Source organism: Pantoea sp. sgz302252, from assembly GCF_042610525.1.
In the GTDB taxonomy this organism is placed as follows: Bacteria; Pseudomonadota; Gammaproteobacteria; order Enterobacterales; family Enterobacteriaceae; genus Erwinia.
This window is the reverse complement of record NZ_JBHDVM010000007.1, coordinates 206,877-233,682: the sequence shown is the minus strand read 5'-3', so window position 1 is coordinate 233,682 and position 26,806 is coordinate 206,877. Positions and strand designations below refer to the sequence as shown.

Annotated in this window: 20 protein-coding genes; 9 read left to right on the top strand and 11 right to left on the bottom strand. The window is 53.4% G+C overall.

Going from position 1 to position 26,806, the window contains the following annotated elements:
• Positions 1-112: 112 nt before the first annotated feature.
• The 5 genes from mnmE to rpmH all read right to left on the bottom strand — a co-directional run bounded on the left by mnmE (position 113) and on the right by rpmH (position 3,953).
• Positions 113-1,477, bottom strand: coding sequence for a tRNA uridine-5-carboxymethylaminomethyl(34) synthesis GTPase MnmE (gene mnmE / locus ACETPC_RS14975; RefSeq protein ID WP_380182581.1), 1,365 nt, complete (start codon positions 1,475-1,477; stop codon positions 113-115).
• 91 nt (positions 1,478-1,568) lie between these two features.
• Positions 1,569-3,212 (bottom strand): membrane protein insertase YidC, encoded by a 1,644-nt coding sequence (yidC, locus tag ACETPC_RS14970; RefSeq protein ID WP_380182579.1) that lies wholly within the window; start codon positions 3,210-3,212, stop codon positions 1,569-1,571.
• Between the two features lie 11 nt (positions 3,213-3,223).
• Positions 3,224-3,472: a membrane protein insertion efficiency factor YidD gene (yidD, locus tag ACETPC_RS14965; protein WP_380182577.1), complete on the bottom strand. Its 249-nt coding sequence runs from the start codon at positions 3,470-3,472 to the stop codon at positions 3,224-3,226.
• Positions 3,436-3,795, bottom strand: a complete 360-nt coding sequence (rnpA, locus tag ACETPC_RS14960) for a ribonuclease P protein component (protein WP_380182575.1) — start codon at positions 3,793-3,795, stop codon at positions 3,436-3,438. Before rnpA ends, yidD begins: the two co-directional genes overlap by 37 nt.
• 17 nt (positions 3,796-3,812) lie before the next feature.
• Positions 3,813-3,953: a 50S ribosomal protein L34 gene (gene rpmH, locus ACETPC_RS14955; RefSeq protein WP_003849659.1), complete on the bottom strand. Its 141-nt coding sequence runs from the start codon at positions 3,951-3,953 to the stop codon at positions 3,813-3,815.
• A 603-nt stretch (positions 3,954-4,556) separates the two neighbouring features.
• Between rpmH and dnaA the strand changes: the two genes are divergently transcribed.
• The 4 genes from dnaA (at position 4,557) to gyrB (ending at position 10,645) form a co-directional block, all read left to right on the top strand.
• Positions 4,557-5,942 carry a chromosomal replication initiator protein DnaA gene (gene dnaA / locus ACETPC_RS14950; protein ID WP_380182573.1) on the top strand — a complete coding sequence of 462 codons (1,386 nt, stop codon included), beginning with the start codon at positions 4,557-4,559 and terminating at the stop codon, positions 5,940-5,942.
• A 4-nt stretch (positions 5,943-5,946) separates the two neighbouring features.
• Positions 5,947-7,047: a DNA polymerase III subunit beta gene (gene dnaN / locus ACETPC_RS14945; protein ID WP_380182571.1), complete on the top strand. Its 1,101-nt coding sequence runs from the start codon at positions 5,947-5,949 to the stop codon at positions 7,045-7,047.
• An 86-nt stretch (positions 7,048-7,133) separates the two neighbouring features.
• Entirely contained in the window at positions 7,134-8,219 is a 1,086-nt protein-coding gene (gene recF / locus ACETPC_RS14940) for a DNA replication/repair protein RecF (RefSeq protein ID WP_380182569.1), read from the top strand.
• A gap of 17 nt (positions 8,220-8,236) precedes the next feature.
• Positions 8,237-10,645: a DNA topoisomerase (ATP-hydrolyzing) subunit B gene (gyrB, locus tag ACETPC_RS14935; RefSeq protein WP_380182567.1), complete on the top strand. Its 2,409-nt coding sequence runs from the start codon at positions 8,237-8,239 to the stop codon at positions 10,643-10,645.
• A gap of 149 nt (positions 10,646-10,794) precedes the next feature.
• On the opposite strand, the gene ACETPC_RS14930 is transcribed toward gyrB, so the two are convergent.
• Positions 10,795-11,400, bottom strand: a complete 606-nt coding sequence (locus tag ACETPC_RS14930; protein ID WP_380182565.1) for a LuxR C-terminal-related transcriptional regulator — start codon at positions 11,398-11,400, stop codon at positions 10,795-10,797.
• A gap of 266 nt (positions 11,401-11,666) precedes the next feature.
• Between ACETPC_RS14930 and yidA the strand changes: the two genes are divergently transcribed.
• Positions 11,667-12,476, top strand: a complete 810-nt coding sequence (gene yidA, locus ACETPC_RS14925; RefSeq protein WP_380182563.1) for a sugar-phosphatase — start codon at positions 11,667-11,669, stop codon at positions 12,474-12,476.
• A gap of 68 nt (positions 12,477-12,544) precedes the next feature.
• Positions 12,545-13,819, top strand: a complete 1,275-nt coding sequence (locus ACETPC_RS14920) for a DUF3748 domain-containing protein (RefSeq protein WP_380182697.1) — start codon at positions 12,545-12,547, stop codon at positions 13,817-13,819.
• Here ACETPC_RS14920 and ACETPC_RS14915 read toward each other — a convergent pair.
• Positions 13,791-14,168, bottom strand: a complete 378-nt coding sequence (locus ACETPC_RS14915) for a YceK/YidQ family lipoprotein (RefSeq protein WP_380182696.1) — start codon at positions 14,166-14,168, stop codon at positions 13,791-13,793. The genes ACETPC_RS14920 and ACETPC_RS14915 overlap by 29 nt on opposite strands.
• Positions 14,169-14,465: 297 nt before the next feature.
• Between ACETPC_RS14915 and ibpA the strand changes: the two genes are divergently transcribed.
• Positions 14,466-14,882 carry a small heat shock chaperone IbpA gene (gene ibpA, locus ACETPC_RS14910; protein ID WP_336143636.1) on the top strand — a complete coding sequence of 139 codons (417 nt, stop codon included), beginning with the start codon at positions 14,466-14,468 and terminating at the stop codon, positions 14,880-14,882.
• A 53-nt stretch (positions 14,883-14,935) separates the two neighbouring features.
• On the opposite strand, the gene ACETPC_RS14905 is transcribed toward ibpA, so the two are convergent.
• Positions 14,936-16,204: a valine--pyruvate transaminase gene (locus ACETPC_RS14905; protein ID WP_380182561.1), complete on the bottom strand. Its 1,269-nt coding sequence runs from the start codon at positions 16,202-16,204 to the stop codon at positions 14,936-14,938.
• Positions 16,205-16,519: 315 nt separating this feature from the next.
• On the opposite strand from ACETPC_RS14905, the gene ACETPC_RS14900 reads away from it, so the two are divergent.
• Entirely contained in the window at positions 16,520-17,725 is a 1,206-nt protein-coding gene (locus ACETPC_RS14900) for an aldose 1-epimerase family protein (protein ID WP_380182560.1), read from the top strand.
• A gap of 299 nt (positions 17,726-18,024) precedes the next feature.
• Positions 18,025-18,786, top strand: a complete 762-nt coding sequence (gene kduD / locus ACETPC_RS14895; protein ID WP_380182559.1) for a 2-dehydro-3-deoxy-D-gluconate 5-dehydrogenase KduD — start codon at positions 18,025-18,027, stop codon at positions 18,784-18,786.
• 79 nt (positions 18,787-18,865) lie between these two features.
• Here the strand turns inward: kduD and ACETPC_RS14890 are convergent, their stop codons facing one another.
• From ACETPC_RS14890 to ACETPC_RS14880, 3 genes are all read right to left on the bottom strand, one after another.
• Complete coding sequence (locus tag ACETPC_RS14890; protein ID WP_380182557.1) at positions 18,866-19,924, bottom strand: hypothetical protein; 1,059 nt, start codon at positions 19,922-19,924, stop codon at positions 18,866-18,868.
• An 83-nt stretch (positions 19,925-20,007) separates the two neighbouring features.
• Positions 20,008-23,196, bottom strand: a complete 3,189-nt coding sequence (locus tag ACETPC_RS14885; RefSeq protein ID WP_380182555.1) for an inverse autotransporter beta domain-containing protein — start codon at positions 23,194-23,196, stop codon at positions 20,008-20,010.
• Between the two features lie 632 nt (positions 23,197-23,828).
• Positions 23,829-26,381, bottom strand: a complete 2,553-nt coding sequence (locus ACETPC_RS14880) for an inverse autotransporter beta domain-containing protein (RefSeq protein ID WP_380182553.1) — start codon at positions 26,379-26,381, stop codon at positions 23,829-23,831.
• Positions 26,382-26,806 lie beyond the last annotated feature (425 nt).

Sequence of the window (26,806 nt, the reverse complement as noted above, 5' to 3'; positions counted from 1 at the left end):
GAAAGAGGAAGTGGCTAAGGAATAAGGCGAAAAGAGGCTGCGTGGAGAGTAAACGCAGAGAGAAAAGGAAAAGTAACGGCGCTCGCTAGCGAAGAGCGCCGTTGCGCTATAGCTATTTACCGATACAAAAACTGGAGAAGATGCGGCCAAGCAGATCGTCAGAGGTAAACTCGCCGGTGATCTCGCTCAGGGCCTGCTGAGCAACCCGAAGCTCTTCGGCCAGCAGCTCGCCCGCCTTTGCGCCCAGCAGCTGATCTTTGCCCAGAAGTAAGTGAGTGGCCGCCAGCTCCAGCGCCTGAAGGTGGCGGCGGCGGGCCAGGAAGCCGCCTTCGGTATTGCCGGCAAAGCCCATTGCCGCTTTCAGATGGTCGCGCAGCACCTCTATACCTTCGCCGGTACGCGCGGAGAGACGAATAAGTGAGTGATTGTTTACTTCCGTCATGCCCAGCGCTTCGCCAGTAACATCCGCCTTATTGCGCACCACGGTAATCGGCAAACTGGCCGGCAGCCGGGCGATAAAGTCCGGCCAGATTTCCGCTGGCTCGGTCGCGCCCGTAGTGGTGCCGTCCACCATAAACAGCACGCGGTCAGCTTGCTCGATCTCCTGCCAGGCGCGCTCAATACCGATGCGTTCTACTTCATCAATGGCTTCACGTAGTCCAGCGGTGTCGATGATATGCAGCGGCATGCCGTCGATATGAATATGCTCGCGCAGCACGTCGCGCGTTGTGCCAGCTATATCAGTTACGATGGCCGCTTCCCGACCCGCCAGTGCGTTCAGCAGGCTGGATTTCCCGGCGTTAGGGCGTCCGGCGATCACCACCTTCATACCTTCGCGCAGCAGGCTGCCCTGACGCGCCTCGGCGCGCACGCCGTCCAGATCGGCAATCACCTGGTTGAGCTGGGCTTCTATTTTGCCGTCCGACAGAAAGTCGATCTCTTCATCCGGGAAGTCGATTGCCGCTTCCACGTAGATTCGCAGGTGAGTAAGTGCTTCCACAAGATTATTCACGCGCAGTGAAAATGCGCCCTGCAACGAGTTCAGCGCCGAGCGGGCAGCCTGCTCTGAGCTGGCGTCAATCAGATCGGCAATAGCTTCTGCCTGCGCCAGATCCAGCTTATCGTTAAGGAAGGCACGCTCGGAGAATTCGCCCGGACGAGCGATACGCACGCCGGGGATCGCCACGATACGCTTCAGCAGCAGATCCAGAATAACCGGGCCGCCGTGGCCCTGCAGCTCCAGCACGTCTTCGCCGGTAAAGGAGTTCGGGCCGGGGAACCAGAGCGCAATGCCCTGATCCAACGCGGTATTGTCGGCATCGCGGAAGGGCAGATAGTCGGCGTAGCGGGGTTTCGGCAGCTTACCCAGCAATGCCTGGGCCACCTCGGCTGATTTGGGGCCGGAAACGCGCAGAATGCCCACGCCGCCGCGGCCCGGCGGCGTCGCCTGGGCGACGATAGTGTCGCTATGACTCATGTTCGACTCTCTTTTTAAGGCAAAAAAATAAGGCGGTCAGTTGACCGCCTTATGATAACGATTATGCGCGCCGTTGGCGACGCGACGCCCGTTAAGCTTTTTTCTTGTCGCGGCTGTGCAGACCGCGCTTTTCCAGCCCGCGGTAGATCAGCTGCTGCTGCAGAATGGTCACCAGGTTGCTGACGATGTAGTACAGCACCAGACCAGACGGGAACCACAGGAAGAACACCGTGAAGATGACCGGCATAAAGGTCATGATCTTCTGCTGCATCGGGTCGGTCACTGTGGTTGGCGACATCTTCTGGATAAAGAACATGGTCGCGCCCATCAGGATCGGCAGGATGTAGTACGGGTCTTGCGCAGACAGGTCGTGGATCCACAGTGCGAACGGCGCATGGCGCAGCTCAATGGAGCCCATCAGCATATAGTACAGCGCCAGGAAGATCGGCATCTGGATAACCAGCGGCAGACAGCCACCCAGCGGATTCACCTTCTCGGCTTTATACAGCGCCATCATCTCCTGGCTCATGCGCTGCTTGTCGTCGCCTAAACGCTCGCGCATCGCCTGAATCTTCGGCTGCAGCATGCGCATTTTCGCCATTGAGGTGTACTGCGCTTTGGTCAGCGGGTACATGATGCCGCGCACGATAAAGGTAATCACGATAATGGAGAAGCCCCAGTTACCGATAAAGCTGTGCAGGAACTTCAGCAGTTTGAACAGCGGCTGAGAGATAAACCACAGCCAGCCGTAGTCCACGGTCAGATCCAGGTGCGGCGCGATAGCGGCCATTTTATCCTGAATTTCCGGGCCAACCCACAGCGTGGCGTTGAGGTTCTGCTGAGCGCCCGGCGCCACGGCAACCGGAGAAGACTTATAGCCTACTGCGGCTACGCCATTGCCCAGATTGCTGGTATAGAGCATGTTAGCGCCGTTGGTACGCGGTACCCAGGCCGTTGCGAAGTACTGCTGCAGCATCGCCACCCAACCGTTGTTGGTGCTAACGTTGAGGTTTTCGTTATCGCTGATTTTGTCAAACTTGTACTTCTCGTAGTTGGACTCGCTGCTGGAGTAAGCCGCGCCACGGAAGGTGTGCAACGCAAAGTTATTGCTGCCGGTATCGCGGTGCTTAGGCAGATCGATGGTCTGCTTCAGCTGACCGAACATCGCCACTTCCAGCGGCTGCTGGGTGGTGTTGTTGATCTGGTAATCCACGTCGATAGCGAATTCGCCACGTTTCAGCACGAAAGTTTTGGTATAGGTCGCGCCGTTTTCCGCCGTAAAGGTCAGCGGGATACGCAGCTCGCTTGCGCCATCGGCCAGCTCGAAGGTGTCCTGAGTGGTTGTGTACAGCGGACGTGCGCCGTTGGCCGGGTTATCCGGGCCGTTGCGTCCGGTCAGGCCGCTCTGCGCCTGATAAAGGAAGCCTGGCGAGGTTTCCAGCAGCTGGAAAGGCTGGGTGGAACCCAGTTTGTCCGGGTAAGTCAGCAGCTGCGCCTGCTCAATATCGCCACCGCGAGTATTGATCTGTAAAGACAGGACGTCAGTCTTAACGGTGATCGTTTTGCCCTGGCCGCTGGCGGGTACACCCTGATTTGCGGCATCACCGGCTGCTGTCGTGTTTTGCGTGGTCTGGGTCTGCTGCGGCTGCGGAGCGTGGTCCGTTTGCCAGGTTTGCCAGATCATAAAAGACACGAACAGAAAAGCGATGAGAAAAAGATTGCGTTGCGAATCCATCGTTAATGTTCTCAGTTATCGTCGGTTTTTGGCGGCACCGGATCGTCGCCACCCGGGTTCAAAGGGTGGCATTTTAATACGCGTTTCGTCGTCAACCAACTGCCTTTTACCAGTCCAAACCTGCGCAATGCCTCAATACCGTATTGCGAACAGGTTGGATGGAAACGACAGTGGGGTCCCAAGAGCGGGCTGATTACGCGCTGATAAACGCGAATCAGCGCGATCAGGAGCCGCGAGCCAGGCGACAGTGACGACGCCACATCTTCTCCAACGCTTCCGACAGCGCACGGTTATCCAGATCGGCCACGCCTTTTTTCGCCACCACTACAAAATCCATAGCGGGCAGGTCGTGCTGACGCAGGCGAAAGCTTTCGCGGGTCAATCGCTTGATCCGGTTGCGTTCATGCGCGCGCTTAACGTGTTTTTTGGCGACCGTAAGACCGATGCGGGGATGCCCCAGCGAGTTCAGGCGGCCGAGGATGGTGATTTGCGGCGTACCGGCTCTTTGTGGCTGCTGGAAGACGAAGGTGAAATGAGTGGGAGTTAACAAACGTAACTCCCTGGGAAATGCGAGCTTAACCACTCAGCGGTTAGCTTTTATTACTTAGAAACGGTCAGACGTGAACGGCCTTTAGCACGACGACGTGCCAGAACCTGACGACCATTTTTTGTTGCCATACGAGCACGGAAACCATGTGAACGGTTGCGCTTCAGTACGGACGGTTGAAAAGTGCGTTTCATGGCGATTTCTACCTAAACTTGGAAAATTTCACTTATTGACGCGCTTGAAAGGTTCGAAAACCGACCGACGCCTCAGTGTATCTTTAATAAAGAGGCGGGATTGTAATAATTGTACAGTCCGGAGTCAATTTACTTCGCTTTTAAAGGCGCGTCTGGCTATCCCGTTCGACCGCAAAACCAGCCGGTACGGGCCAGAGCGCAACACGCCGGGGCAGGAATTATACGGCCTCCGCGCCAAAGCGCAAGGATCGTTCAGGATCTTCTGCCGATCTTATTGCAAGGTTATTTCACTGATAACGTGACGGCGCCTTAAATTTTAAGCTAATGCGCAGGATCCTGGGTGTCTTTTGAGCGCGAGCGAGTAAACTTGTCCCTGCGTGCGCAGCCCTGTGGATAAATTGGAACAAAACTGTGTAGAAAGTGAAGATCTCTGGCGCGCTTTGCGCTATGATCCGCCCTTCCGTTAGCGATCCTTCTGGTCAGTCAGCGGCGGAGAAACCGCGGATAGCGGTTCGTATGTGCGTCATCTGCATGCGTCAACAATGATGAATTTATCGCTTCAGCGCCTTTTTTCTTATCGAATATTTTCGAGTGGAGTCCGCCGTGTCACTTACGCTTTGGCAACAGTGTCTTGCCCGTTTGCAGGATGAACTACCTGCCACCGAATTCAGCATGTGGATACGTCCGCTGCAGGCTGAGTTAAACGACAACACGCTGGCCTTGTATGCACCAAATCGCTTTGTGCTCGATTGGGTTCGTGATAAATACCTGAACAATATCAACGGATTGCTCAATGATTTTTGCGGTGCAGACGCGCCGCTGCTGCGTTTCGAAGTCGGCAGCAAGCCGGCCGCGCAGCCGGTCAGCCAGCCGGTGATGAGCAGCGCCAGTGCGCCGCCAATGACCCATCGTCCGGCGCCGGTGCGGCCAAGCTGGGACAGCATGCCTGCGCCAGCAGAGCTCTCCTATCGCTCGAACGTCAATACCCGACATAACTTCGATAACTTTGTCGAGGGTAAATCGAACCAGCTGGCCCGCGCGGCCGCTCGTCAGGTGGCGGATAATCCCGGCGGCGCCTATAACCCGCTGTTTCTGTATGGCGGCACCGGCCTGGGGAAAACTCACCTGTTGCATGCTGTGGGTAACGGCATTATGGCGCGCAAACCCAACGCCAAAGTGGTCTATATGCACTCAGAGCGTTTCGTGCAGGATATGGTGAAGGCGCTGCAAAATAATGCCATCGAAGAATTCAAGCGCTACTACCGTTCGGTAGACGCGCTGCTGATCGATGATATTCAGTTTTTCGCTAACAAGGAGCGCTCGCAGGAGGAGTTTTTCCACACCTTCAACGCGCTGCTGGAAGGCAATCAGCAGATCATCCTGACGTCGGACCGCTATCCTAAAGAGATTAACGGCGTCGAGGATCGTCTGAAATCCCGCTTCGGCTGGGGCCTGACGGTGGCGATCGAGCCGCCAGAGCTGGAAACCCGCGTGGCGATCCTGATGAAAAAAGCGGACGAGAACGATATTCGCCTGCCGGGCGAGGTCGCTTTCTTTATCGCCAAGCGGCTACGCTCCAACGTGCGCGAGCTGGAAGGGGCGCTGAACCGCGTGATCGCCAACGCTAACTTTACCGGCCGCGCCATCACCATCGATTTCGTGCGCGAGGCGCTGCGCGATTTGCTGGCGCTGCAGGAGAAGCTGGTCACCATCGACAATATCCAGAAAACGGTGGCGGAGTATTACAAGATTAAAGTGGCCGATCTGCTTTCCAAGCGGCGTTCACGCTCCGTCGCGCGTCCTCGCCAGATGGCGATGGCGATGGCGAAAGAGCTGACCAACCACAGTTTGCCGGAAATCGGCGACGCATTCGGGGGTCGTGACCATACAACGGTGCTGCATGCCTGTCGTAAGATCGAGCAGCTGCGCGAAGAGAGTCACGATATTAAAGAAGATTTCTCAAATCTAATCAGAACATTATCTTCCTGACGCTATGAAATTTATTGTTGAACGTGAGCATTTACTCAAACCCTTACAACAGGTCAGCAGCCCGCTGGGCGGCCGGCCGACGCTGCCGATCCTCGGCAATTTACTGTTACAGGTTAACGACGGCAGCCTGCTGCTGACCGGCACCGATTTAGAAATGGAAATGGTGGCCCGCGTCGCGCTGACGCAGGATCACGAGCCGGGCGCGACTACGGTGCCCGCGCGTAAGTTTTTCGATATCTGCCGTGGCCTGCCCGAAGGCGCGGAGATTACGGTAATACTGGAAGGCGAAAGAATGCTGGTGCGCTCCGGCCGCAGCCGCTTCTCGCTCTCCACGCTGCCCGCCAGCGACTTCCCGAACCTGGATGACTGGCAGAGCGAGGTCGAGTTTACCCTGCCGCAGGCGACCATGAAGCGCCTGATCGAAGCCACGCAGTTCTCTATGGCCCATCAGGACGTACGCTATTATCTGAACGGCATGCTGTTTGAAACAGAAGGTGAAGAGCTGCGCACCGTGGCTACTGATGGCCATCGTCTGGCGGTTTGCTCTATGCCGATCGGCCAGTCGTTGCCGAACCATTCCGTGATCGTGCCGCGCAAGGGCGTGATTGAGCTGGTGCGGCTGCTGGACGGCGGCGAGACGCCGCTGCAGGTGCAAATCGGCAGCAACAATATTCGCGCGCACGTTGGCGACTTTATCTTTACCTCCAAGCTGGTGGATGGCCGCTTCCCGGACTATCGCCGCGTGCTGCCGAAAAACCCGGATAAAACGCTGGATGCAGGCTGCGATCTGCTGAAGCAGGCATTTTCCCGCGCGGCTATTCTCTCTAACGAGAAGTTCCGCGGCGTTCGCCTCTATATCAGCGAAAATCAGCTGAAAATCACTGCCAATAACCCGGAGCAGGAAGAGGCGGAAGAAATTCTGGACGTGACCTACGGCGGCACCGATCTGGAGATCGGCTTCAACGTCAGCTACGTGCTGGATGTGCTGAACGCGCTGAAGTGCGAGAACGTGCGCCTGCTGCTGACCGACTCGGTTTCCAGCGTGCAGATTGAAGATGCGGCCAGCCAGAGCGCGGCCTATGTTGTAATGCCAATGCGCTTGTAACGGCGCAATTCGGCCCCATATAGACTATCCGTGGGGCCGTCGCGTTTTTATGTTTTTTTCTCCGTAACGCCCCGGATGTGGTCTGAATGGCTTTAACCCGCCTGCTTATCAAAGATTTTCGCAATATCGAAAATGCCGATCTGGCGCTGGCGCCCGGCTTTAACTTTCTGGTCGGTGCCAACGGCAGCGGCAAAACCAGCGTGCTGGAAGCGATCTATACGCTGGGCCATGGCCGCGCTTTTCGCAGCCTGCAGGCTGGCAGGGTGATCCGTCACGAGCAGGATGCCTTTGTGCTGCATGGCCGCATTGAAGGAGCCGAGCGAGAAACTACTGTCGGCCTGACCAAAAATCGCGCGGGCGACAGCAAGGTGCGCGTTGACGGCACGGACGGGCATAAAGTCGCCGAGCTGGCGCAAATGCTGCCAATGCAGCTGATCACGCCGGAAGGTTTCACGCTGCTTAATGGCGGCCCAAAATACCGGCGCGCCTATATCGACTGGGGCTGTTTCCATAATGAACCTGGCTTTTTCACCGCCTGGAGCAACCTGCGTCGCCTGCTCAAACAGCGCAATGCGGCGCTGCGCCAGGTAACGCGCTATCAGCAGATCCGCGCCTGGGATCAGGAGCTCGCGCCGCTGGCAGAGCAGATAAGTGCATGGCGCGCCGCCTATAGCGAAGCCATTGCCGAGGATATCACCGCCACCTGCGCGCAGTTTCTGCCGGAGTTCGCGCTGAACTTCTCTTTCCAGCGCGGCTGGGATAAAGAGACCGACTACCGCGATCTGCTGGAGCGTCAGTTCGAGCGCGATCGCGCCTTAACCTATACCGCCAGCGGCCCGCACAAGGCGGACTTTCGCATTCGCGCCGACGGCACGCCGGTGGAAGATTTACTGTCACGCGGCCAGTTAAAGCTGCTGATGTGCGCCCTGAGGCTGGCGCAGGGTGAGTTTCTCACCCGACAGAACGGGCGACGCTGCCTGTATCTGATAGATGATTTTGCCTCCGAGCTGGACGAGACGCGGCGCCACCTGCTGGCTTCGCGCTTAAAAGCCACGCATGCCCAGGTTTTTGTCAGCGCCATCAGCGCCGATCACGTGTTCGATATGGCTGACGAAAAGGGCAAGATGTTCCACGTGGAACAGGGTAAAATAGCGGTTCAACCTGAAGATTAAACGAGCGAGAAACGTTGATGTCGAATTCTTATGACTCCTCAAGTATCAAAGTTCTGAAAGGGCTGGATGCGGTACGCAAGCGCCCGGGTATGTATATCGGCGATACGGATGACGGCACCGGTCTGCACCATATGGTATTCGAGGTTGTGGACAACGCCATCGACGAAGCCCTCGCAGGACACTGTAAAGATATCCTTGTCACCATCCACGCGGACAACTCTGTCTCCGTGCAGGATGACGGTCGCGGCATCCCAACCGGCATTCACGAAGAAGAAGGCGTTTCGGCTGCGGAAGTCATTATGACCGTGCTGCACGCAGGCGGTAAATTCGATGACAACTCCTATAAAGTTTCCGGCGGCCTGCACGGCGTGGGCGTATCGGTAGTTAACGCGCTTTCCGAAAAGCTGGAGCTGACTATCCGCCGCGAAGGCAAAGTTCATCAGCAAATTTATGTGCACGGCGTGCCTCAGGCACCGCTGAATGTAACGGGCGAAACCGATCTTACCGGGACGCGTGTGCGTTTCTGGCCAAGTCACGAAACTTTCACCAACGTTACCGATTTTGAATATGAAATCCTGGCGAAGCGCCTGCGCGAGCTGTCGTTCCTGAACTCCGGCGTTTCTATCAAGCTGGAAGACAAGCGCGATGGCAAGAACGATCACTATCACTATGAAGGCGGCATCAAAGCCTTTGTGGAATACCTGAACCGCAATAAAACGCCTATCCATCCTAATGTGTTCTATTTCTCTACCGAGAAAGACGGCATTGGCGTAGAAGTGGCGCTGCAGTGGAACGATGGTTTCCAGGAAAACATCTACTGCTTTACCAACAACATCCCACAGCGCGATGGCGGTACGCACCTGGCCGGTTTCCGCGCGGCGATGACGCGTACCCTGAACGCCTATATGGATAAAGAAGGCTATAGCAAGAAAGCGAAAGTCAGCGCCACCGGCGATGACGCGCGCGAAGGCCTGATTGCCGTGGTTTCCGTGAAGGTGCCGGATCCTAAGTTCTCTTCACAGACTAAAGACAAGCTGGTTTCCTCAGAGGTGAAATCGGCCGTTGAGCAGCAGATGAACGAGCTGCTGGCGGAGTACCTGCTGGAAAATCCGGGCGATGCCAAAATCGTGGTGGGTAAAATCATCGATGCGGCCCGTGCTCGTGAAGCGGCGCGCCGCGCACGTGAGATGACTCGTCGTAAAGGCGCGCTGGATTTGGCTGGCCTGCCGGGCAAGCTGGCGGATTGCCAGGAGCGCGATCCGGCGCTTTCTGAAATCTACCTGGTGGAAGGGGATTCTGCGGGCGGCTCCGCCAAGCAGGGCCGTAACCGTAAAAACCAGGCGATTCTGCCGCTGAAAGGTAAAATCCTTAACGTTGAGAAAGCGCGCTTTGACAAAATGCTCGCTTCACAGGAAGTCGCCACGCTGATCACCGCGCTGGGCTGCGGCATCGGCCGTGATGAGTACAACCCGGACAAGCTGCGCTATCACAGCATCATCATCATGACCGATGCGGACGTAGATGGCTCGCATATCCGTACCCTGCTGCTGACCTTCTTCTATCGCCAGATGCCGGAAATCATCGAGCGCGGCCACGTTTATATCGCGCAGCCGCCGCTGTACAAAGTGAAAAAAGGCAAGCAGGAGCAGTACATCAAGGATGACGAGGCGATGGATCAGTATCAGATCGCTATCGCGCTGGACGGCGCCACGCTGCATGCTAACGCCGATGCGCCTGCGCTGGGCGGCGAGCCGCTGGAGAATCTGGTCGCTGAGTTCAACAGCACCCGTAAGATGATCAAACGTATGGAGCGCCGCTATCCGCTGGCGCTGCTGAATTCCCTGATCTATCACCCGACGCTGAGCGATATCTCTGCGCAAGAGCCGGTGCAGCAGTGGATTGACGAGCTGGTGGCGCGTCTGAACGAAAACGAACAGCACGGCAGTACCTATGCTGGCGTCGTGCGCGAGAACCGCGAGCTGCATATCTTCGAACCTGTGGTGCGCATCCGTACTCACGGCGTGGATACCGACTATCCGCTGGACAGCGAGTTCATTTCGGGTGGCGAATACCGCAAGATCTGCGCGCTGGGCGAGAAGCTGCGCGGCCTGATCGAAGAAGACGCCTTTATCGAACGCGGCGAGCGCCGTCAGCCAATCGCCAACTTCGAGCAGGCGATGGACTGGCTGGTGAAAGAGTCGCGCCGCGGCCTGTCGGTACAGCGCTATAAAGGTCTGGGCGAGATGAACCCGGAACAGCTGTGGGAAACCACTATGGATCCGGACAGCCGCCGCATGATGCGCGTAACGGTGAAGGACGCGATTGCCGCCGACCAGCTGTTTACCACGCTGATGGGTGATGCGGTTGAGCCGCGCCGCGCCTTTATCGAAGAAAACGCGCTGAAAGCCGCCAATATCGATATCTGATAAAGCGCAAAAACCGGGGCAAACTGCCCCGGTTTTGATGCGTTCATACCTTAAAGGCAGATCTGCCGGGGTTGATGACAAGCCCCCGATCGCGTTTAAATCTGTGACAGAGCAGCAGAGGCAGATCTTCCGATCTGCCTTTCTTCCTTTCAGGCTTCCTGGGCTACGCCTTCGCTAAACGCGTACTGATAAAACTCGCCGTTATTTTTTATCCCCAGCTTGCGCATTATCGCGCGCTTATGGGTGCTGATGGTTTTAATACTTAGCCGGGTTACGCGAGAAATATCGGTCAGGGAAAGCCCCTGGCGAGTATAGCTCAGCACCATCGCCTGCTGCTTGCTCAACGGGCCGGGAGACTGATGCAGGCTGCTTCGCGCTTTGGATGAGAGGGGGGAAGGCCAGAAAAGCGCCGAAGTTTGCGTGCCGAAAAGGCCGACAAGCTGCTGCGCCGCCTCTTTTTTGTCGAGAAAAATATGGTATTCCGTACTGCGTGCCAGTTTGCCCTGACGGGACTGCGTAGCCAGAAAGATATCGACGACGCAGCCTTTACGCGCGCTGCGTATGCCGCTGGCTAGATCGGACTGCCGGATATCCGTCATATCGGTGATAACGACATCCGGCAATAGCAGCGGGTTGTTTCTTTCCGCTACGACAAAAACCGGATGGGTTTTAAAGTCGGGCCGCCAGACCTGGCTGATTAGCGCAATAGCGCCGGTAACAAAAAAATTATCCCTGCTGATCAGCATGATATTCATCGCTTTCCTCCATGAGTGATGTACGACAAGTTTGACACGATTATTTTTAAACCACACGCGCTATAGGATTTTTTGTGCTTAATACTTTTTTTAAGCTCTTAACCGACTGAATGTTTCCAGTTTTTATTGCCCAAAGAACGTGAGGCGTTTCAATATTTCAGGAAAAACGCCGGTATGCCGCTTAAAATTACCGGGCACAATCCGTCTGGTCATGGCTGGCTGAATCGCGCTAGCATGAGGGAAACAGTGAAGCTTAAGAGGAAGTTATGGCGATAAAATTGATTGCGATTGACATAGACGGCACCTTGCTTAATCCACAGCACGAGGTCACACCTGCCGTTAAGCAAGCCATCGCGGCGGCTCGCGATAAAGGCGTTGCTATCGTGCTGGCGAGCGGTCGGCCTTTTATCGGCGTGGAACGCTACCTGATGCAGCTCGATCTGCAACGGGAGGGACAATATTGCATCACCAATAACGGCGCGCTGGTGCAAAAGGCGGAATCGGGCGACTGCGTGGCGGAAGTGACGCTGAACTTTGATGACTATCTCTATGTAGAAAAACTGGCGCGCGAGCTGGGCGTACACTTCCAGGCACTGACAAAATCGCTGCTGTTTACGCCAAATAAAGATATTAGCGAATATACGGTACATGAGGCTTCGTTGACCGGCATGCCGCTGCGCTACCGCGCGGTGGAAGAGATGGATAAGTCCGCCACTTTCCCGAAAGTGATGATGATCGATCAGCCGGAAAAACTGGACGAAGCCATTACCCGTATTCCGCAGGAAGCTTACGATCGCTATACCATTATGAAGAGCTCGCCTTTTTTCCTGGAAGTCCTGAATAAAAAAGTTGATAAGGGCGCGGGCGTCAAAGCGTTAGCCGAACGTCTGGGGCTTTCCCGCGACGAGGTAATGGCGATTGGCGATCAGGAAAACGATCTGGCGATGCTGGAATTCGCCGGTACCGGCGTAGCAATGGGTAACGGCATCGACAAGGTAAAAGAAATCGCGCAGTTCGTTACCAAAACCAATATGGAAGACGGCGTGGCGCACGCTATTGAGAAATTCGCGCTCTGAGTCCGGCAGTACCGAAAAAACGCCTGATGCATTACCCTTAGCTACTAACCTCGCTAAGGGTAAGCATGATGACGGAAAAACAGCTCACTTTTGCTCAGCGCAACCACCAGCTGACCAATATCAATATCTGGACGGCGGACAGCCATTGGCTGGTGTATGACGTACGTAGCAGCGCGGCCACTTTTAACAGCCTGACTGTCGAACGCGTCAATCTCAGCGGCCAGACAGAAATTCTTTATCAGGCTAAAGAGGGCGCGCACGTCGGCGTGATCACTGCCAGCCCCGATCTGCCGCCGCGCTACGTCTGTATTCACGGCCCGGAACATCCCGATAGCCAGTGGCGCTACGATTTCCATCATCGTCGCGGCGTAATTATTCAAAACGGGCTGCTGGAAAATATGGACGCCTGCGATATTACGCCGCCTTTTACGCCTGGCGCGCTGCGCGGCGGCTCGCATGTGCATGTTTTTAGCCCTGACGGCACCAGACTGAGTTTTACCTATAACGACCACGTTATGCACGAGCTGGACGTCAAAGAAGATTTACGCAATGTCGGCGTCGCCGTGCCTTTGCATCCGGTTTGCCCGCCTTTGCAGCATCCGCGTGAATATGCAGGAAGCCATTTTTGCGTGCTGGTCAGCGCCACTACCTCCGCGCCGCAGCCGGGCAGCGACGATATCAACCGGGCTTATGAAGAGGGCTGGGTTGGCGAAGAGGGCTACCTGAAAAGCGACGGCCATCGTCAGCGTTGGGCATTAGCGTTTATCGGCGACACGCTGAGCGCAACAGGCGAAAAAGTGCCGGAAGTGTTTATTGTCGATCTGCCGGAAAACATGGCTGATTACGCGCTGGAAGGCGATGCGCCACTGGCTGGCACCGCAGCAACTTTACCGGCTCCACCGCTGGGCGTCAGGCAGCGCCGTCTGACTTTTACTCAGCATCGGCCTTTTCCCGGTTTGGCAACTACGCCGCGCCACTGGCTGCGCAGCTCGCCGGACGGCCGCGCTATCGCTTTTTTGATGAAGGACGATGGCGGCACCGTTCAGCTCTGGACAGTCGCACCCGTCGGCGGCAAGCCTCACCAGATTACGCATGCCGCCAGCGACATTCAGTCCGCTTTTAGCTGGCATCCGGACGGCAAATCGGTCGCTTTTGTCAATGATAACAGCGTGGTGCTTTGCGATACCGGCAGCGGGAAAATGCAGCGCCTGACAGCCCGAACCGCCGAGGCGCCTCTGCCGGAAGCGGTAGTCTGCTCGCCAGACGGGCAGCACGTGGCCTATATGCGTAAGATCGATGGATTTCAGCAGATATTTATTGCTGACGTTGCTGCGGCGTATTGATAACCAGTGGCGCGGCCTGAGAAAGGCTCTCGCCGGTATGGTTTAGCTGCTCGCTACGCAGTACGCGTTCACGCGGTGAATCGCCAGCCTTATCCCGGCCCGAGCGATAGTAGTCCAGCGGCAGCAGCAGTGTATCCATGACGGCGGAAAAAGGCAGGTCGATAGCGGCAAGCGGGCGCATGACCCAGCCGCTGTCGCTGTCGGCAACGATTTTAGCGCTGGCGCGCGTGCCGGGATAATATCCCTGATCCGGCCCGGAATGCGCCATAAAGCTGGAACAGCCGCCGGTACCTGCCAGGGAAAGGCAGGCCAGCAAACCAGCAAAACGACTTTTCTTTAGTATTATCATGTTGAGTGTCCCTTCAGTGACGGCCAGGCCGTTCTGATGATGATTGTCGCCATCCGGCAAAAGCCCGGCCGTCCTGCGCCAGCTGATGCGTGTCGACAAATTCTTCCCTGAGTGTATGACATTCACACCAGAACGGTTAAAAAATTTCCTTAACAAGCCCTTGAAAGCGCGGTTAACACCACCATTTTATGTTCAGGGTCAGAAAACGTACGCCGACAGGGTGCCGATTCTGACCCGGCGACCTGTCCATTGTGGAGGGTCGGCACAAACAACTCGCTGATAATCAGGAGCTATACCATGCGTAACTTCGATCTCGCCCCGCTGTACCGTTCTTCTATTGGTTTTGACCGTCTGATCAATCTGCTGGAGTCCAATCAGGGCCAGAGCAACGGCGGCTATCCTCCTTATAACGTAGAGCTGGTGGCGGAAAACCATTACCGAATTACTATTGCCGTGGCTGGCTTCGCGCAAAGCGAACTGGAAATCACCGCCCACGACAACATGCTGACCGTTCGCGGCGCTCATCCCGAAGAGCAGCAGGAAAAAACCTATCTCTATCAGGGCATTGCCGAGCGTAACTTCGAGCGTAAATTCCAGCTGGCCGAGCACGTCAACGTGCGCGACGCGCGGCTGGAGAACGGCCTGCTTTATATTGACCTGGAGCGAGTCGTACCGGAAGCGAACAAACCGCGCCGCATCGAAATTCTGAAATAAGCCCGGGCAAAAAGAGAAGGCCGCACAGATGCGGCCTTTTTTATTAGGTGCCCTCAGGCGATAGTCTGGCCGCCCGATTCGCGGTGCGCCCGCTCTATCTCTTCCGCCAGAATGGCAATCCCTTTCTCAATTTTTTCGCTGTCCGGCACATAGTTCATCCGCATGCACTGATGGGTATGTGGCCATTCATGCTCCAGTCCAGGGAAGAAAAAGTGGCCCGGCACCATCAGCACGCCGCGAGCTTTCAGGCGCTGATAAAGCACTTCCGTGGTTACAGGCAGATCCTTAAACCATAGCCAGAGGAAAATCGCGCCTTCCGGTTTGTGGATCAGGCAGCGATCTTCCGGTAAATAACGGCGAATAACCGCGATCGTTTGTTTAACGCGCTCCTGGTAGAAGGGTTTGATTACCTCTTCCGAAAGGCGTAACAGATCGCCACGCTGGATCATCTCGTTAGCGATAGCCGGGCCGATGCTGCCGGGCGCCAGGCTGATAATGCCGTTCATATTGCCGATGGCGGAAATCACTTTTTCGTCAGCAATAATAATGCCGCAGCGCGAACCCGGCAGGCCCAGCTTGGAAAGGCTCATGCACAGAATAATATTCGGGTTCCACAGCGGGCGCACCTCGCTAAAGATAATGCCGGGAAAAGGCACGCCGTAGGCATTATCTATCAGCAAAGGCACTTCATGCTGTTGCGCCAGCGCATCCAGCTTCAGCAGCTCTTCGTCGGTGATTACGTTGCCGGTTGGATTAGTTGGCCGGGAAACGCAAATCAGACCGGTATCTTCCGTGATGTGCAGCTGCTCGAAATTAACGTGATATTTGAACTGCCCTTCAGGCAGCATTTCGATATCGGGACGGGCGGAAACAAACAGCTCTTCGTCCAGGCCTGCGTCGGCGTAGCCCAGGTATTCAGGCGCGAGCGGAAACAGCACGCGCTTTTTGCGGCCGTCTTCGCGTCGGCCGGCATAAAGATTGAACAGATAAAAGAAAGCGCTTTGACTGCCGTTAGTCAGCGCGATGTTTTGCGGCCCGACCTGCCAGCCCAGCTCATCGCGCAGCAATGTGGAGAGCGATTCCAGCAGCGTGCTCTTGCCTCTTGGGCCATCATAGTTGCAGAGCGCATCGGCCAGCTTGCCGTCGTCGTGCATCTCCTGCAGCAGCTGCTGAAAATAGTCATTCATCGCCGGGATCTGGGCCGGATTACCGCCGCCCAACATCACCGAACCGGGCGTGCGCAAGCCTTCGCCCATATCTTCCATCAGGCGGGTAATCCCTGATGCGCGCGTAAATTTGTTACCGAAAGCGGAAAAGCTCATAACGTGTTAACTGCTTATCATAGGCAAGTGAAGGCTAACCTTAACGCCAGGCCAGGCGTGATGCAACGTTGTGCCACCGGCAGCATGACAAGCTTAAAATTGAATCGTTTCAGGTTTTCCCGGGCGGGGCTGACGAAGACGTGCCGTTTTCTGTATCTCAACTGGCCGTTTTGGTTAATATTTTGTGATGAATAGCACGTCCTGTTGATAAAAATTTCTTAAAAATCCGTGCGGTGACGTTAGTCACAGTCCTGCCGTCGTGCGCTTTGTAGGCTGATGCTCTTTAGCTTAATCATTTCAGCAAGGATAAAGAAAATGCATAAGACTCTTCTGGCAGGCGCGGTAGTGGCGATGATCAGCGGACAGGCGGCAGCGCAAAGCTGGGTGCTGACCGATACGCAGGGCACCGAAAAAGGCAACTGGCAGGTCAGCAGTGAGCAACTGAAGCTCGGCGGCGAGGCCTTTAGTATTCAGCAGCAAGTGCTGCACGGCGGCAAACAGGAAGGCTCGAAAGTGCTGACGCTGACCAGCAAAAACGGGCTGACCATCGCGCTAAGCCCTACGCGCGGCATGGATCTGCTGCATGTGAAGGGTCATGGCGTACGTCTGGGCTGGGATTCGCCAGTGGACGAGGTCGTCAATCCTGCCTATATCAATCTGGAAAGCCGCAACGGTCTGGGCTGGCTGGAAGGCTTTAACGAGATGATGGTGCGCTGTGGGTTTGAGTGGACGGGGCATCCGGTAACTAAAGATGGCCGCATCTATACGCTGCACGGCAAAGCGGGCAATACGCCAGCGTCGAAAGTGGAAGTGATTGTGGACGACAAAGCACCACATGAAATCCGTATTCGCGGTCTGCTGAAAGAAAACACTTTTAAAAAGGCGCATCTGCAAACCTGGACCGAGCTGCGTTACGTTCCGGGCGAGGATTCCTTTACTGTTCACGATGTGCTGACTAATCAGGGCGACTATCCTCAGGATTACGAAATCATCTATCACAGCAACTTCAGCACGCCGATTCTGGAAGAAAATGCCCGTTTCCTGGCGCCGGTAAAATCCGTCTCGCCGTTTAACGACTATGCGAAAAAAGGGCTGGATAGCTGGCAAACTTACGGCGCGCCGACCAAAGATTTTGATGAAATGGTCTTTAATTTGCAGCCTATTGCCGACAGCAGCGGCAAAACCGTGGCGGCAGTCGTTAACAGCAAAGGTGACAAAGGCGCGGCGATAGAGTTTGATACGCGGCAGCTACCGGTGCTGACGATGTGGAAAAACACCGATACCCTGAAGCAGGGCTACGTAACGGGGATCGAACCAGGCACTAACTACGCCTACCCGGTCACGATTGAAAAAGAGCAGGGCCGGGTGAAACAGCTACAGCCTGGCCAGAGCGCGGAGTTTACGCTGACTTACTCGCTGCTGAAGGATGCCAGTGCCGTACAGCAGGTCGAGCAGCGAGTTAAAACCCTTCAGGGCGAGACTAAAATCAACGTGGAGCAAAAGCCGATTGCGGTTGAATAAGCCAGCCAGAGCGGGCGCCGTCTGCTCAGGTTGACCGCAAAAAATCGCGCGGCCACTATGAAATGGCACAGAGAAATTTTCTGTGCCAGTTTCACATTGAGCCAGCTGCCTGTCATTAAATGAAATAGTGTTTCATTTTTTATAGTTTGATGTTTCATTAATCTGCATTTCCTGATTTCGATCACAGCGCTTTACCTTGCTCCTTCGCTATAGTGTGCGCTCGGAAACCGGGCAGGGCTGCTCTTTCTGTTGCAGAGCTTGCTGACGCGCAGTCCGCCCACTGGCTTACAGGAGCAGTTATGATTTTGGATTCATTTGATTTAAAAGGCCGTGTGGCGATGGTAACAGGCTGTGATACCGGCCTGGGTCAGGGCATGGCGCTGGGGCTGGCGGAAGCTGGCTGCGATATCGTCGGCGTTAATATCGTTGAGCCGAAAGAGACCATTGAACGCGTGACCGCGCTGGGTCGCCGCTTCTTCAGCCTGACCGCCGATCTCGGCAAAACATCCTGCATTGAAGGCATCGTAGAGCAGGCCGTGGCGGAATACGGCAAGATTGATATCCTGGTCAACAACGCCGGGATTATTCGCCGTGAGGACGCGATCGATTTCTCAGAAAAAGACTGGGATGACGTGATGAACCTCAATATCAAGTCCGTGTTCTTTATGTCGCAGGCGGTAGCGCGTCAGTTTATTAAACAGGGCAAAGGCGGCAAGATTATTAATATCGCTTCGATGCTCTCTTTCCAGGGCGGCATCCGTGTGCCTTCCTATACTGCTTCGAAAAGCGCGGTGATGGGCGTAACCCGGCTGCTGGCTAACGAATGGGCTAAGCACGGCATCAACGTTAACGCTATTGCGCCGGGCTATATGGCGACCAACAATACCGCGCAGCTGCGTGCAGACGAAAAGCGTAACGCCGATATTCTGGAGCGTATTCCCGCAGGTCGTTGGGGTCTGCCATCAGATCTGATGGGGCCAGCGGTATTCCTGGCTTCGGCAGCTTCTGATTATATCAACGGCTACACCCTTGCCGTGGACGGCGGCTGGCTGGCTCGTTAATCACCTTAGTCTTAACTGTAATAATAAATAATGGCTATCCGCTAAAAAGATATTGAGGATAGCCATTCTTTTATCTTAGTTAGTTAAGGTGGACATCAGTAATACTGTATGAATAGTTTAACGAACTGGAAACAGAGGCCGGCTTTTCCGAAAAAAGCCATTCAGGCTGATTGAATTTAAGTGAGGTTAAATGAGGTGTGATTTCGAGCGGGATGGATTTACTCCCTTGTCCTGCCGTTAAAGGGACTTCAAATTCAGCTCCCTTTCCCGGGATAATGTTTTTCCCTTCTGCCTTAATAGCCAGTCCCAGTTCTGTTTTATCGGTGGCAAAATAGTCACTATTGCCAGTAAAAGGGGCTCCTGAAAAATTCACGACAGTTACCAAAGATTTGATACTATTGATGACGGTAGCGCTCGAACCACTACATATAATATTCGACATTTTTATACCAGAGGAAGCTGTCTGGGTTGTCGAACCAGTAAGAATATCCTGGGTTCTGAAACCGGATAACGTTGTATTGTTAGCGCTTTGTGAGCCCGTACAGTTAACGCTGCCTATATTATCCCATCCAGAGACGGTTATATTATAATTTGAACCGTCTGTAGCATTTAACCCTCCCAGGCCATCAAGTTGAAAAACAGTAACTTCGTTCACGCCAGTAGTGCTTATTGTCCCCGTTTTTACCATATAGATTTGGAAAGTCATCACGCGTGATTCAGCTGCGTTTTTCACTACCCATCCTGTATCCACTTTACTGGAGGACACACTACCACTGGTATCAAAAGTTCCTAAATCCTCGCCGTTAAAAATAAGGCCAATTTGTATATTGCTTGGAAATTGCTGCGAATCCCTTTTCGGATAAGGATAAACATATACATTTTCTGAGCCGCCGTTGATTAATTCAGAGCGGCAGGTCACGTTTCTTGTGAAAACACGTGAGGTCCATACCCTTGTACCGTTACCTTTATTGCCAAGATAAGCTGCTGCATTTAATACATCTGTATCCTTCGTAGCCTCGGTGTCTGAACCTATATAGCATACTAAGGCAAAGGCGTTTGTGGCAGAAAAACACCAGGTTAAGGCGAAAGCAATAAAAATTAAGGCGGACCTGTATTTCTTTAGCATGATTTCTCTCATCTTGTTGCTGAGCGCTATATTGTCAATGTAGCGCTTTTTTTCTTAAATTAGATTCATGGCATATCGGTTGGGAGATTTATCCCTTAATATTTGATAGCAATGCTAAGGGTGTGCTGGTAAACACCGATATCCTGAGCTTTCAGACCCGATATTTCTTTACCATCAAGTAAGACCGTAACCTGGCCGATCCCGGCCCCTGAGGCCGTTAATAAGGCAGTGTAGGCTTCCTTTTCTTCGCTAACATTTCCGAGCTGAATCTGGCTAAGCCCAGTTGTGACAAAAGTAACTTTCGCATCTTTAATCAGATTATTGTTCTTATCTCTGGCAGTAAAAGAGAGCCTGATAGCGTCAGCTCCATCGGCAGCGATAATATTTTTATCGATTGTGAAAGCTGAATGAGTGGCATCCACTTCGCCGGGAATAAAGTCAACGGTGGAGGTAAGAGAACTGCCGTCAAGATCGGCGGTAATGCTGTAGCGACCGCTGGCCACGCTGGCGGCTGACACAGTTGCCGTGCCCTCCTTATTAGTTGTAACGTTAACGGCGGATAGCTGCACATTGCTGTCTGCTGTTAACTTAACCTGGCGATTGGCAACCGGATTGCCGTTGGCATCAGTTACCAATAGCTGGAGTTTGTTTTCAGCTGTTCCGTCGGCGACCGCATTATTAGTTACTACTTCGAACTTGCTGAGTGAGGCGGTAACGTCATCGGCAACAAAAAGTACGCTAACGCTTTTAGCAATATTGTCGTTCATGAGTGCCGTAATATTACTCAAACCGGCTTTCAGGCTGGTAACGACGGCCTCGGCTTCGCCACTGTTGTCTGTTGTTAAAGACGGCGTGACAGAGGCGCTATTATCAGCTGTAAAGTTAACGGTTTGTTCAGGCACCGGATTGCCATTGCTGTCGGTAATAGTGACCCTGACCCGGTTTTCCTTTTGGCCGTTAGCGGCGGCATTGTTTTCGATAATCTCCAGTTTGCCTATCAACGCCGAGGCAGCATCAGCGACAAAAATAATCTTAACGCTGCGGGTTTGATTATCGTCTGCATGCGCGGTAAAGGTGACTTCTCCCGCTTTAAGGCTGCTGACAGGAACCACCACCTCGCCTTGTTTATCGGTTGCCGCCGAGGCAACAACAGAAGCGCTATTGTCGACGCTAAAAGAGAGGCTCTGGTTCGGCACCGGATTGCCGCTGGCGTCATGCATGCTGACTTTGATTTTGTTAACTGCTTTGCCATCGGCAATGGCGCCATTTTCGATGATTTCCAGCGCGTCGAGCGATGCTGTGGCCACATCGGCAATAAAGTTGGTATCGATACTTTTCGCCGGCTTATCCGCTGTGCTAACGCTTATTTTGCTTACACCGGCTTTAAGGCTGCTGACGGCGACGATTACCTCACCTTTTTCATCGGTGACAGCAGCCTGGATAACAGAAGCTTCATTATCGGCAGTTAACGCCACTGGCTGCTGAGGAACCGGATTACCTTCTTTGTCTTTGACCACGACTTTAACCAGATTTTGCGCCTGGCCATTAGCTATCGCATTGTCATTAACCACGGTAAGACTGTCGATCTGTGCGGTTGCGCTATTTGCGATTAGCTTTACGGACGCCGCAGAAAAAGCCACATCGCGCGCGGCTGGCGTGACGGTAATGTTCTGCGGATGAACGCCTGCCGTAAGCACGGCGGTATATTGACCGATAGCCTGGCGTTTAAATGCGGAAATGTCGGCGCCAAAACCTTTAATTTGCGCGGCTTCTTTAATGGCGATCTCTTCTTCTTTTATATCCACAGGCTTGCCCTGGCTGTCTTTTACCTCCAGCGTCAGCGTCTGTTGCGCTTTGCCATCGGCAGGCAGCTGGCTTTCAGTCGGTGTTAAAGTACTGGTCGCCTGGCTGATCGCCGCTTCGGTTACTGTGATCTGAACCTCTGCTTTACGCGAGACGTTCCCTTTTTCGTCCACGGCCACACCGCTGATAACATAGTTATTTACCGCCGCTTCGCCGTACTGGTAATCAGGCAGCACAACACTGAAATCCGCAGGGCCGTTAGCGATAACCTTTCCGCCGTTAGCGATCAAATTGGCCGCAGACCAGTCGATATGGGAGAGCGCATATTTACTGTTAACCGAGACGTTTAACGATTTCTGCTCCCCGGCATAGCCTTTAATCAGGCTGGCCGCCTTTAGTTTAATCACTTCATTTTTACGGTATTGCAGCACAATATTATTATTGCGATCGACCAGATCGTAACGGCTGCCTGCCAGGCTGCGCATGGCCGCAACTTCGCTGCTATCCGTTTGTTTATGCCAGGGTACGCCCAGTTGATAGTTAAGCTGGGCTCCAATCTGATGACTGACCTGATTATCTTTACCCTGTTGCCGTTCCGCGCTTAACGTCAACAGTGGGAAAGGCGTGAGGGTAACGCCTGCGGTTAAAGCCTGAGGATTTTTCTGCCGGTTATCCTTGCCGAAAAGCGCGACCTCTTTACCATAATATTTTTCATAATTCAGTTTAGCGCCAAGATGGGGGATTGCGGGCAGATAGGCCTCTGTACGAATATCCCAGCCGTTAGCCGGACGCTCCTGATAATCCGCAAAATCAGGCGAGTTTTTCCAGTTCGTCAGGCCCATATAGCCATTAACGCCAAGCTTAATAAAATCCCGCCAGTACTCCAGGCCAAAACCGGAGCGGGCATGATTGCGCGAAAGATCGTAATCAAGGAAAGCGTTGACGCCAGCCATAAATTCTTCAGCAAAATGACGGAGACCCAGGCCTAAATTAGCCTGAGCCCGATCATCGGTACGGTGAACGCTGCCCTGAGTAAAGAATAACCGATGCTGTTGGTCGCTTAACGGCAGCAGTAAATCCAGCCGGGAATTTTTAAGTGAAAGATTTTTATCGGCATCCAGCTGCACGCTGGCCGTGCCAAAGCGGCCCAGCCACTGCTGGATTTCAGCATTGGCTGCGCCGGTCGCCATGCCCCGGGCCAGTGAAGCGGCCGCCTCTTTATTGGGCCGGGAAGCCAGAAATGCGCCACTGCTGGCGGCCAGGCTGGCGGCTTTTCTCTCACCGGTGTTATCGGCTTCGGCTGGCGCTTCGTCATGCCATTTAACGGCTGGAAGCGGTGTGCGAGGTACGTCAAGTTCATCCCCTGGCTGGAGATGATCGAAGCCGCGCGCAAAAGTTCTGAACTGATTGAGCTTGCGCAGCGTCTCCAGACTTATATTGTATTTTTGCGCTACGGATTTCACCGTTTCCGACTGCTGCAAAGTATAGGGTTTTGTGGCTGTTTTATTTATTTCTGCTGATTTTGTTAATAAGCGGTTGTGTTGATGCGCATTGGCAAGAGAAGGTGTTATCGAACATATTAATGGAAAGGTAATCTGTATGGCTATATTTAACCAGGTTACCTTTGTTAGCCATTTTTTATTTTTTCTTTTAGATGCGGACAATGTTTATGCCTCTTTGTTTAAAGAGTTAATATAATGTTTTTAGGGAAATGTAAGGAAAGGCAGTGTCTTGCTCTCCCGGTAGCTGTATTTTTTATTGGGTTATACTGGAGATAATACGCTAATTATTTTCGTAAAAATAGTGATTTTCTGAAAAGAACGAGATTGGTTAGTTTTCGGTTACTCCATTTCTCTCTGTTTTTGTTTTATTGACTTTTGCTATGAATGTTCTGTTAAATTAAGTTAATTGTTTTATTGGTTGTGTTAGTTAATATTAGAAATAGAATTGCTGCCAGACGGAGTATGTTTAGCTTTTACTATTACAGAGGAAGATAATAAAAACTGGATTTTATAAAAAGGCGGCCTGGTAACAGGGTTTCTCAGAAGGGAACCTGCCAGATGTCAGGCATCTGGCAGGAGAAAGGCGAATCCGTGCCTGTTAATTTTATCTTTTATGGGTTAGTGAAGTTCAGGTTCAAAGATTTAATAACATCGGTGTTTTCGTACTGCGCTTTAATAGTACCGGCACCCGCCCGAGTTGATACTATTTTAAAGGTATAGGTACCATTGTAGTAGGCATATCTGACGATTTTGCTGCCGGGCAGGCCGCTAAGGTCGAAATGAATGTCTTTAGAATGATCCATATAGTTAGAGCTGCTAAGCGTATTGTTATAAATATCGCTAGGGGTAAAGACCAGCTTAATTTCGCTGACGCCGTCAGCAGGCACGCTCTTCTTATCGGCAATGAAAGGCGAATGGCTGGCAACGCCCTGACCTGGGGTGAAATCCAGCTCTACCGTTTTGCTTTGGCCGTTAAGCGAACCTGTTACAAAATAAGGAGCAGAATAAGTGGTTCTGGCATTGAACAGCGCCGTGCCATCTTCCTGAAGCATGACTGATGAAGGTAACTGCAGCTCGGTTCTGTCGGATTTTATGGTCACCCGCTGGTTAGCAACGGGATTGCCATTGGCATCTTTCGCGCTTACACGTACGATCAACGGATCCCCGGAGGTAACGCTTGTTTTTCTGGTCACTGCGACCATATCAAACTGTGCGGCTTCGCCAGCAACAAAGTTTACGCTTGCTTCTTTGGTATCACCGCCTACGCGCGCGCTAACATTGCTCAGCCCGGATTTTGTATCGCTGACGGAGACAGTGAGCTCACCCTGAGCATTAGTTGTTGCCGACTGCGCTATAGCGGCGTCGTGATCGGCGGTAAAGCTAACCGTTTCTCCTGCCAGACGATTGCCCTGGGCATCGGTAACAATGGCTTTTAGCTGATCCTGATCGTGACCATCCGCAACGGCATTATTTTTTATCACGGTCAGGCTGGAGAGCCGCGCGCTCGCATTATCCGCCGTGACAGTCACCGTTGCCGAAGGGAAAGCGATATTTCTCGCCTGTGGAGTAACGGTAAAGGTTTCCGGCTGGGTGCCTGCGGTGACGACGGCAGTGTACTGACCAGCACTTTGGCGAGTAAAGGAAGTGATTGTCGCGCCATTGGGTTGACTGTTTTTAACAATGCTAATTTCTTTTTCATTGATATCAACAGGATTGCCCATTGCGTCTTTCACGGCCAGGGTCAAAGTTTGTTGAGAATGGCCGTCTGCTGGCAGGATGCTATTTGCTGGCGTCAGAGAACTTTTGTTCACGCTGATTTCCGCTTCGCTCACTGTGACCTGCGTTTCGGCTCTGTTTGAGCTGTTGCCCTTGCTGTCCACGGCAACGGCGCTGATGGTATAGGTGTTGCTGCCGTTATGCCAGGCTGGCAGCACCACGCTATAGCTGGCAGGGCCGTCAGCCACAATTTTACCGCCGTTGGCGATCAAATCGGCGGCAGACCAGTCAATATGCGCCAGGCTATATTTGCTGTTAACGGAGACGTTCAGTGATTTCTGCTCGCCGGTATGCCCGGTGACCAGACTGGCGGTGCTGAGCCTGATCACTTCATTTTTACGGTAATCCAGCACGATATTGTTGTTACGGTTAACTAAATCGTAGCGATTGCCTTTCAGGCTGCGCAGGCTGCTGACGGCATCGCCGCTAAGCTGCTGCTGCCAGGATGCGCCGATCTGGTAGTTCAACTCCAGCCCAAAGCGGGTATCGTTTTCGCCGCCTTTACCTGCGCGCTGCTCTGCTTCCAGCGTCAGCAGTGGGAAAGGCGTGTAGGTGACGCCAGCAGTAATAGCATGAGGGTTTTTCTGGCGGTTATCATTGCCAAACAGCGCAACTTGATTACCGTAATACTGTTCGTAGTTAAGCTTCGCGCCAAGCTGCGGCCATGCAGGCAGATAGGCCTCAGTACGGATATCCCAGCCGTTGGCCGGACGTTCCTGATAATCGGCGAAATCTTTCGAATCTTTCCAGCTGGTCAGGTGGACATAGCCATTGGCGGAAACCTTAACGAAGTCGCGCCAGTATTCCACGCCCAGGCCGGAACGGGCGTGGTCGCGGGAAAGATCGTAATCAAGGAAGGTGTTGGCGCCGGTCATAAAACCCTGACCGAAATGACGAATACCCAGGCCAAGATTTGCCTGGTTGCGATCGTCGGTACGGTGGAAACTTCCCTGCGTGAAAATCAGTCGGTCGGCGCGATCGCTTAAAGGCAACAGCAGATCAAACTGAGAATTCTTCAGCGAGAAATTTTTATCCGCATCCAGCTGCACGCGCGCGGTGCCGAAACGGCTTAGCCATTGCTGCGCTACTGTACCCGCTTCGCCTGCGGCCATATTGGCGGCGGCGGCGGTGGCGCCGTTGCCGTAGCGGCTGTCGAGTGAAGCGCCTGCCTGTGCGGCAAGGCTGGCTGCTTTTGCTTCACCTGCGTCGCTGTCGTGCTCAGCCGGACGGGTGAGAAAATGCTGCTGAGCGGCGGCAAGCGTTGGCGTAATCGCACAGGCTACCGGGAAGGCGCCCTGAACAGCGATGGTCAACCAGGTTAGACGTTGTAGCCATAGCGGCTTATTTGTTTTATTTTCTTCTTTATTTACTTCAGGTTTATTATTCATGATTTTCGGATTTTTGGAGATTGAAAATTAAGCCAGCATGAGCGTGCTTTCTTATTTCAGGTAAAACCATGAATAATAAAATTGACACTCGAATTAGCTGGCGACATAGGCAAAACTGCATTTCCTTTTAGATATAAAGCCTCCTCTTTTAATGGGTTATAATATTTAAGGTAAAAGGGTGCCGTCAGCGATATTAACGCTGAGTAGCAAGGTTAAGAGCGGGCTTAGTTATATCACAATATTAATTGGAAACAATTAACGGCCAAAGGGACTGAGATGGCAGTAAATAACCGCAGAGGATCTTTACGTTTCTTTTAGTGTTTTTAATTTAAACCATCCTTTTACAGTGTGGTTATATATTTAACAAACAAGCGCAGCGGCATCCGTTTTCTTTAAGGAATATTTAAATAAAAAATTGGCTTATT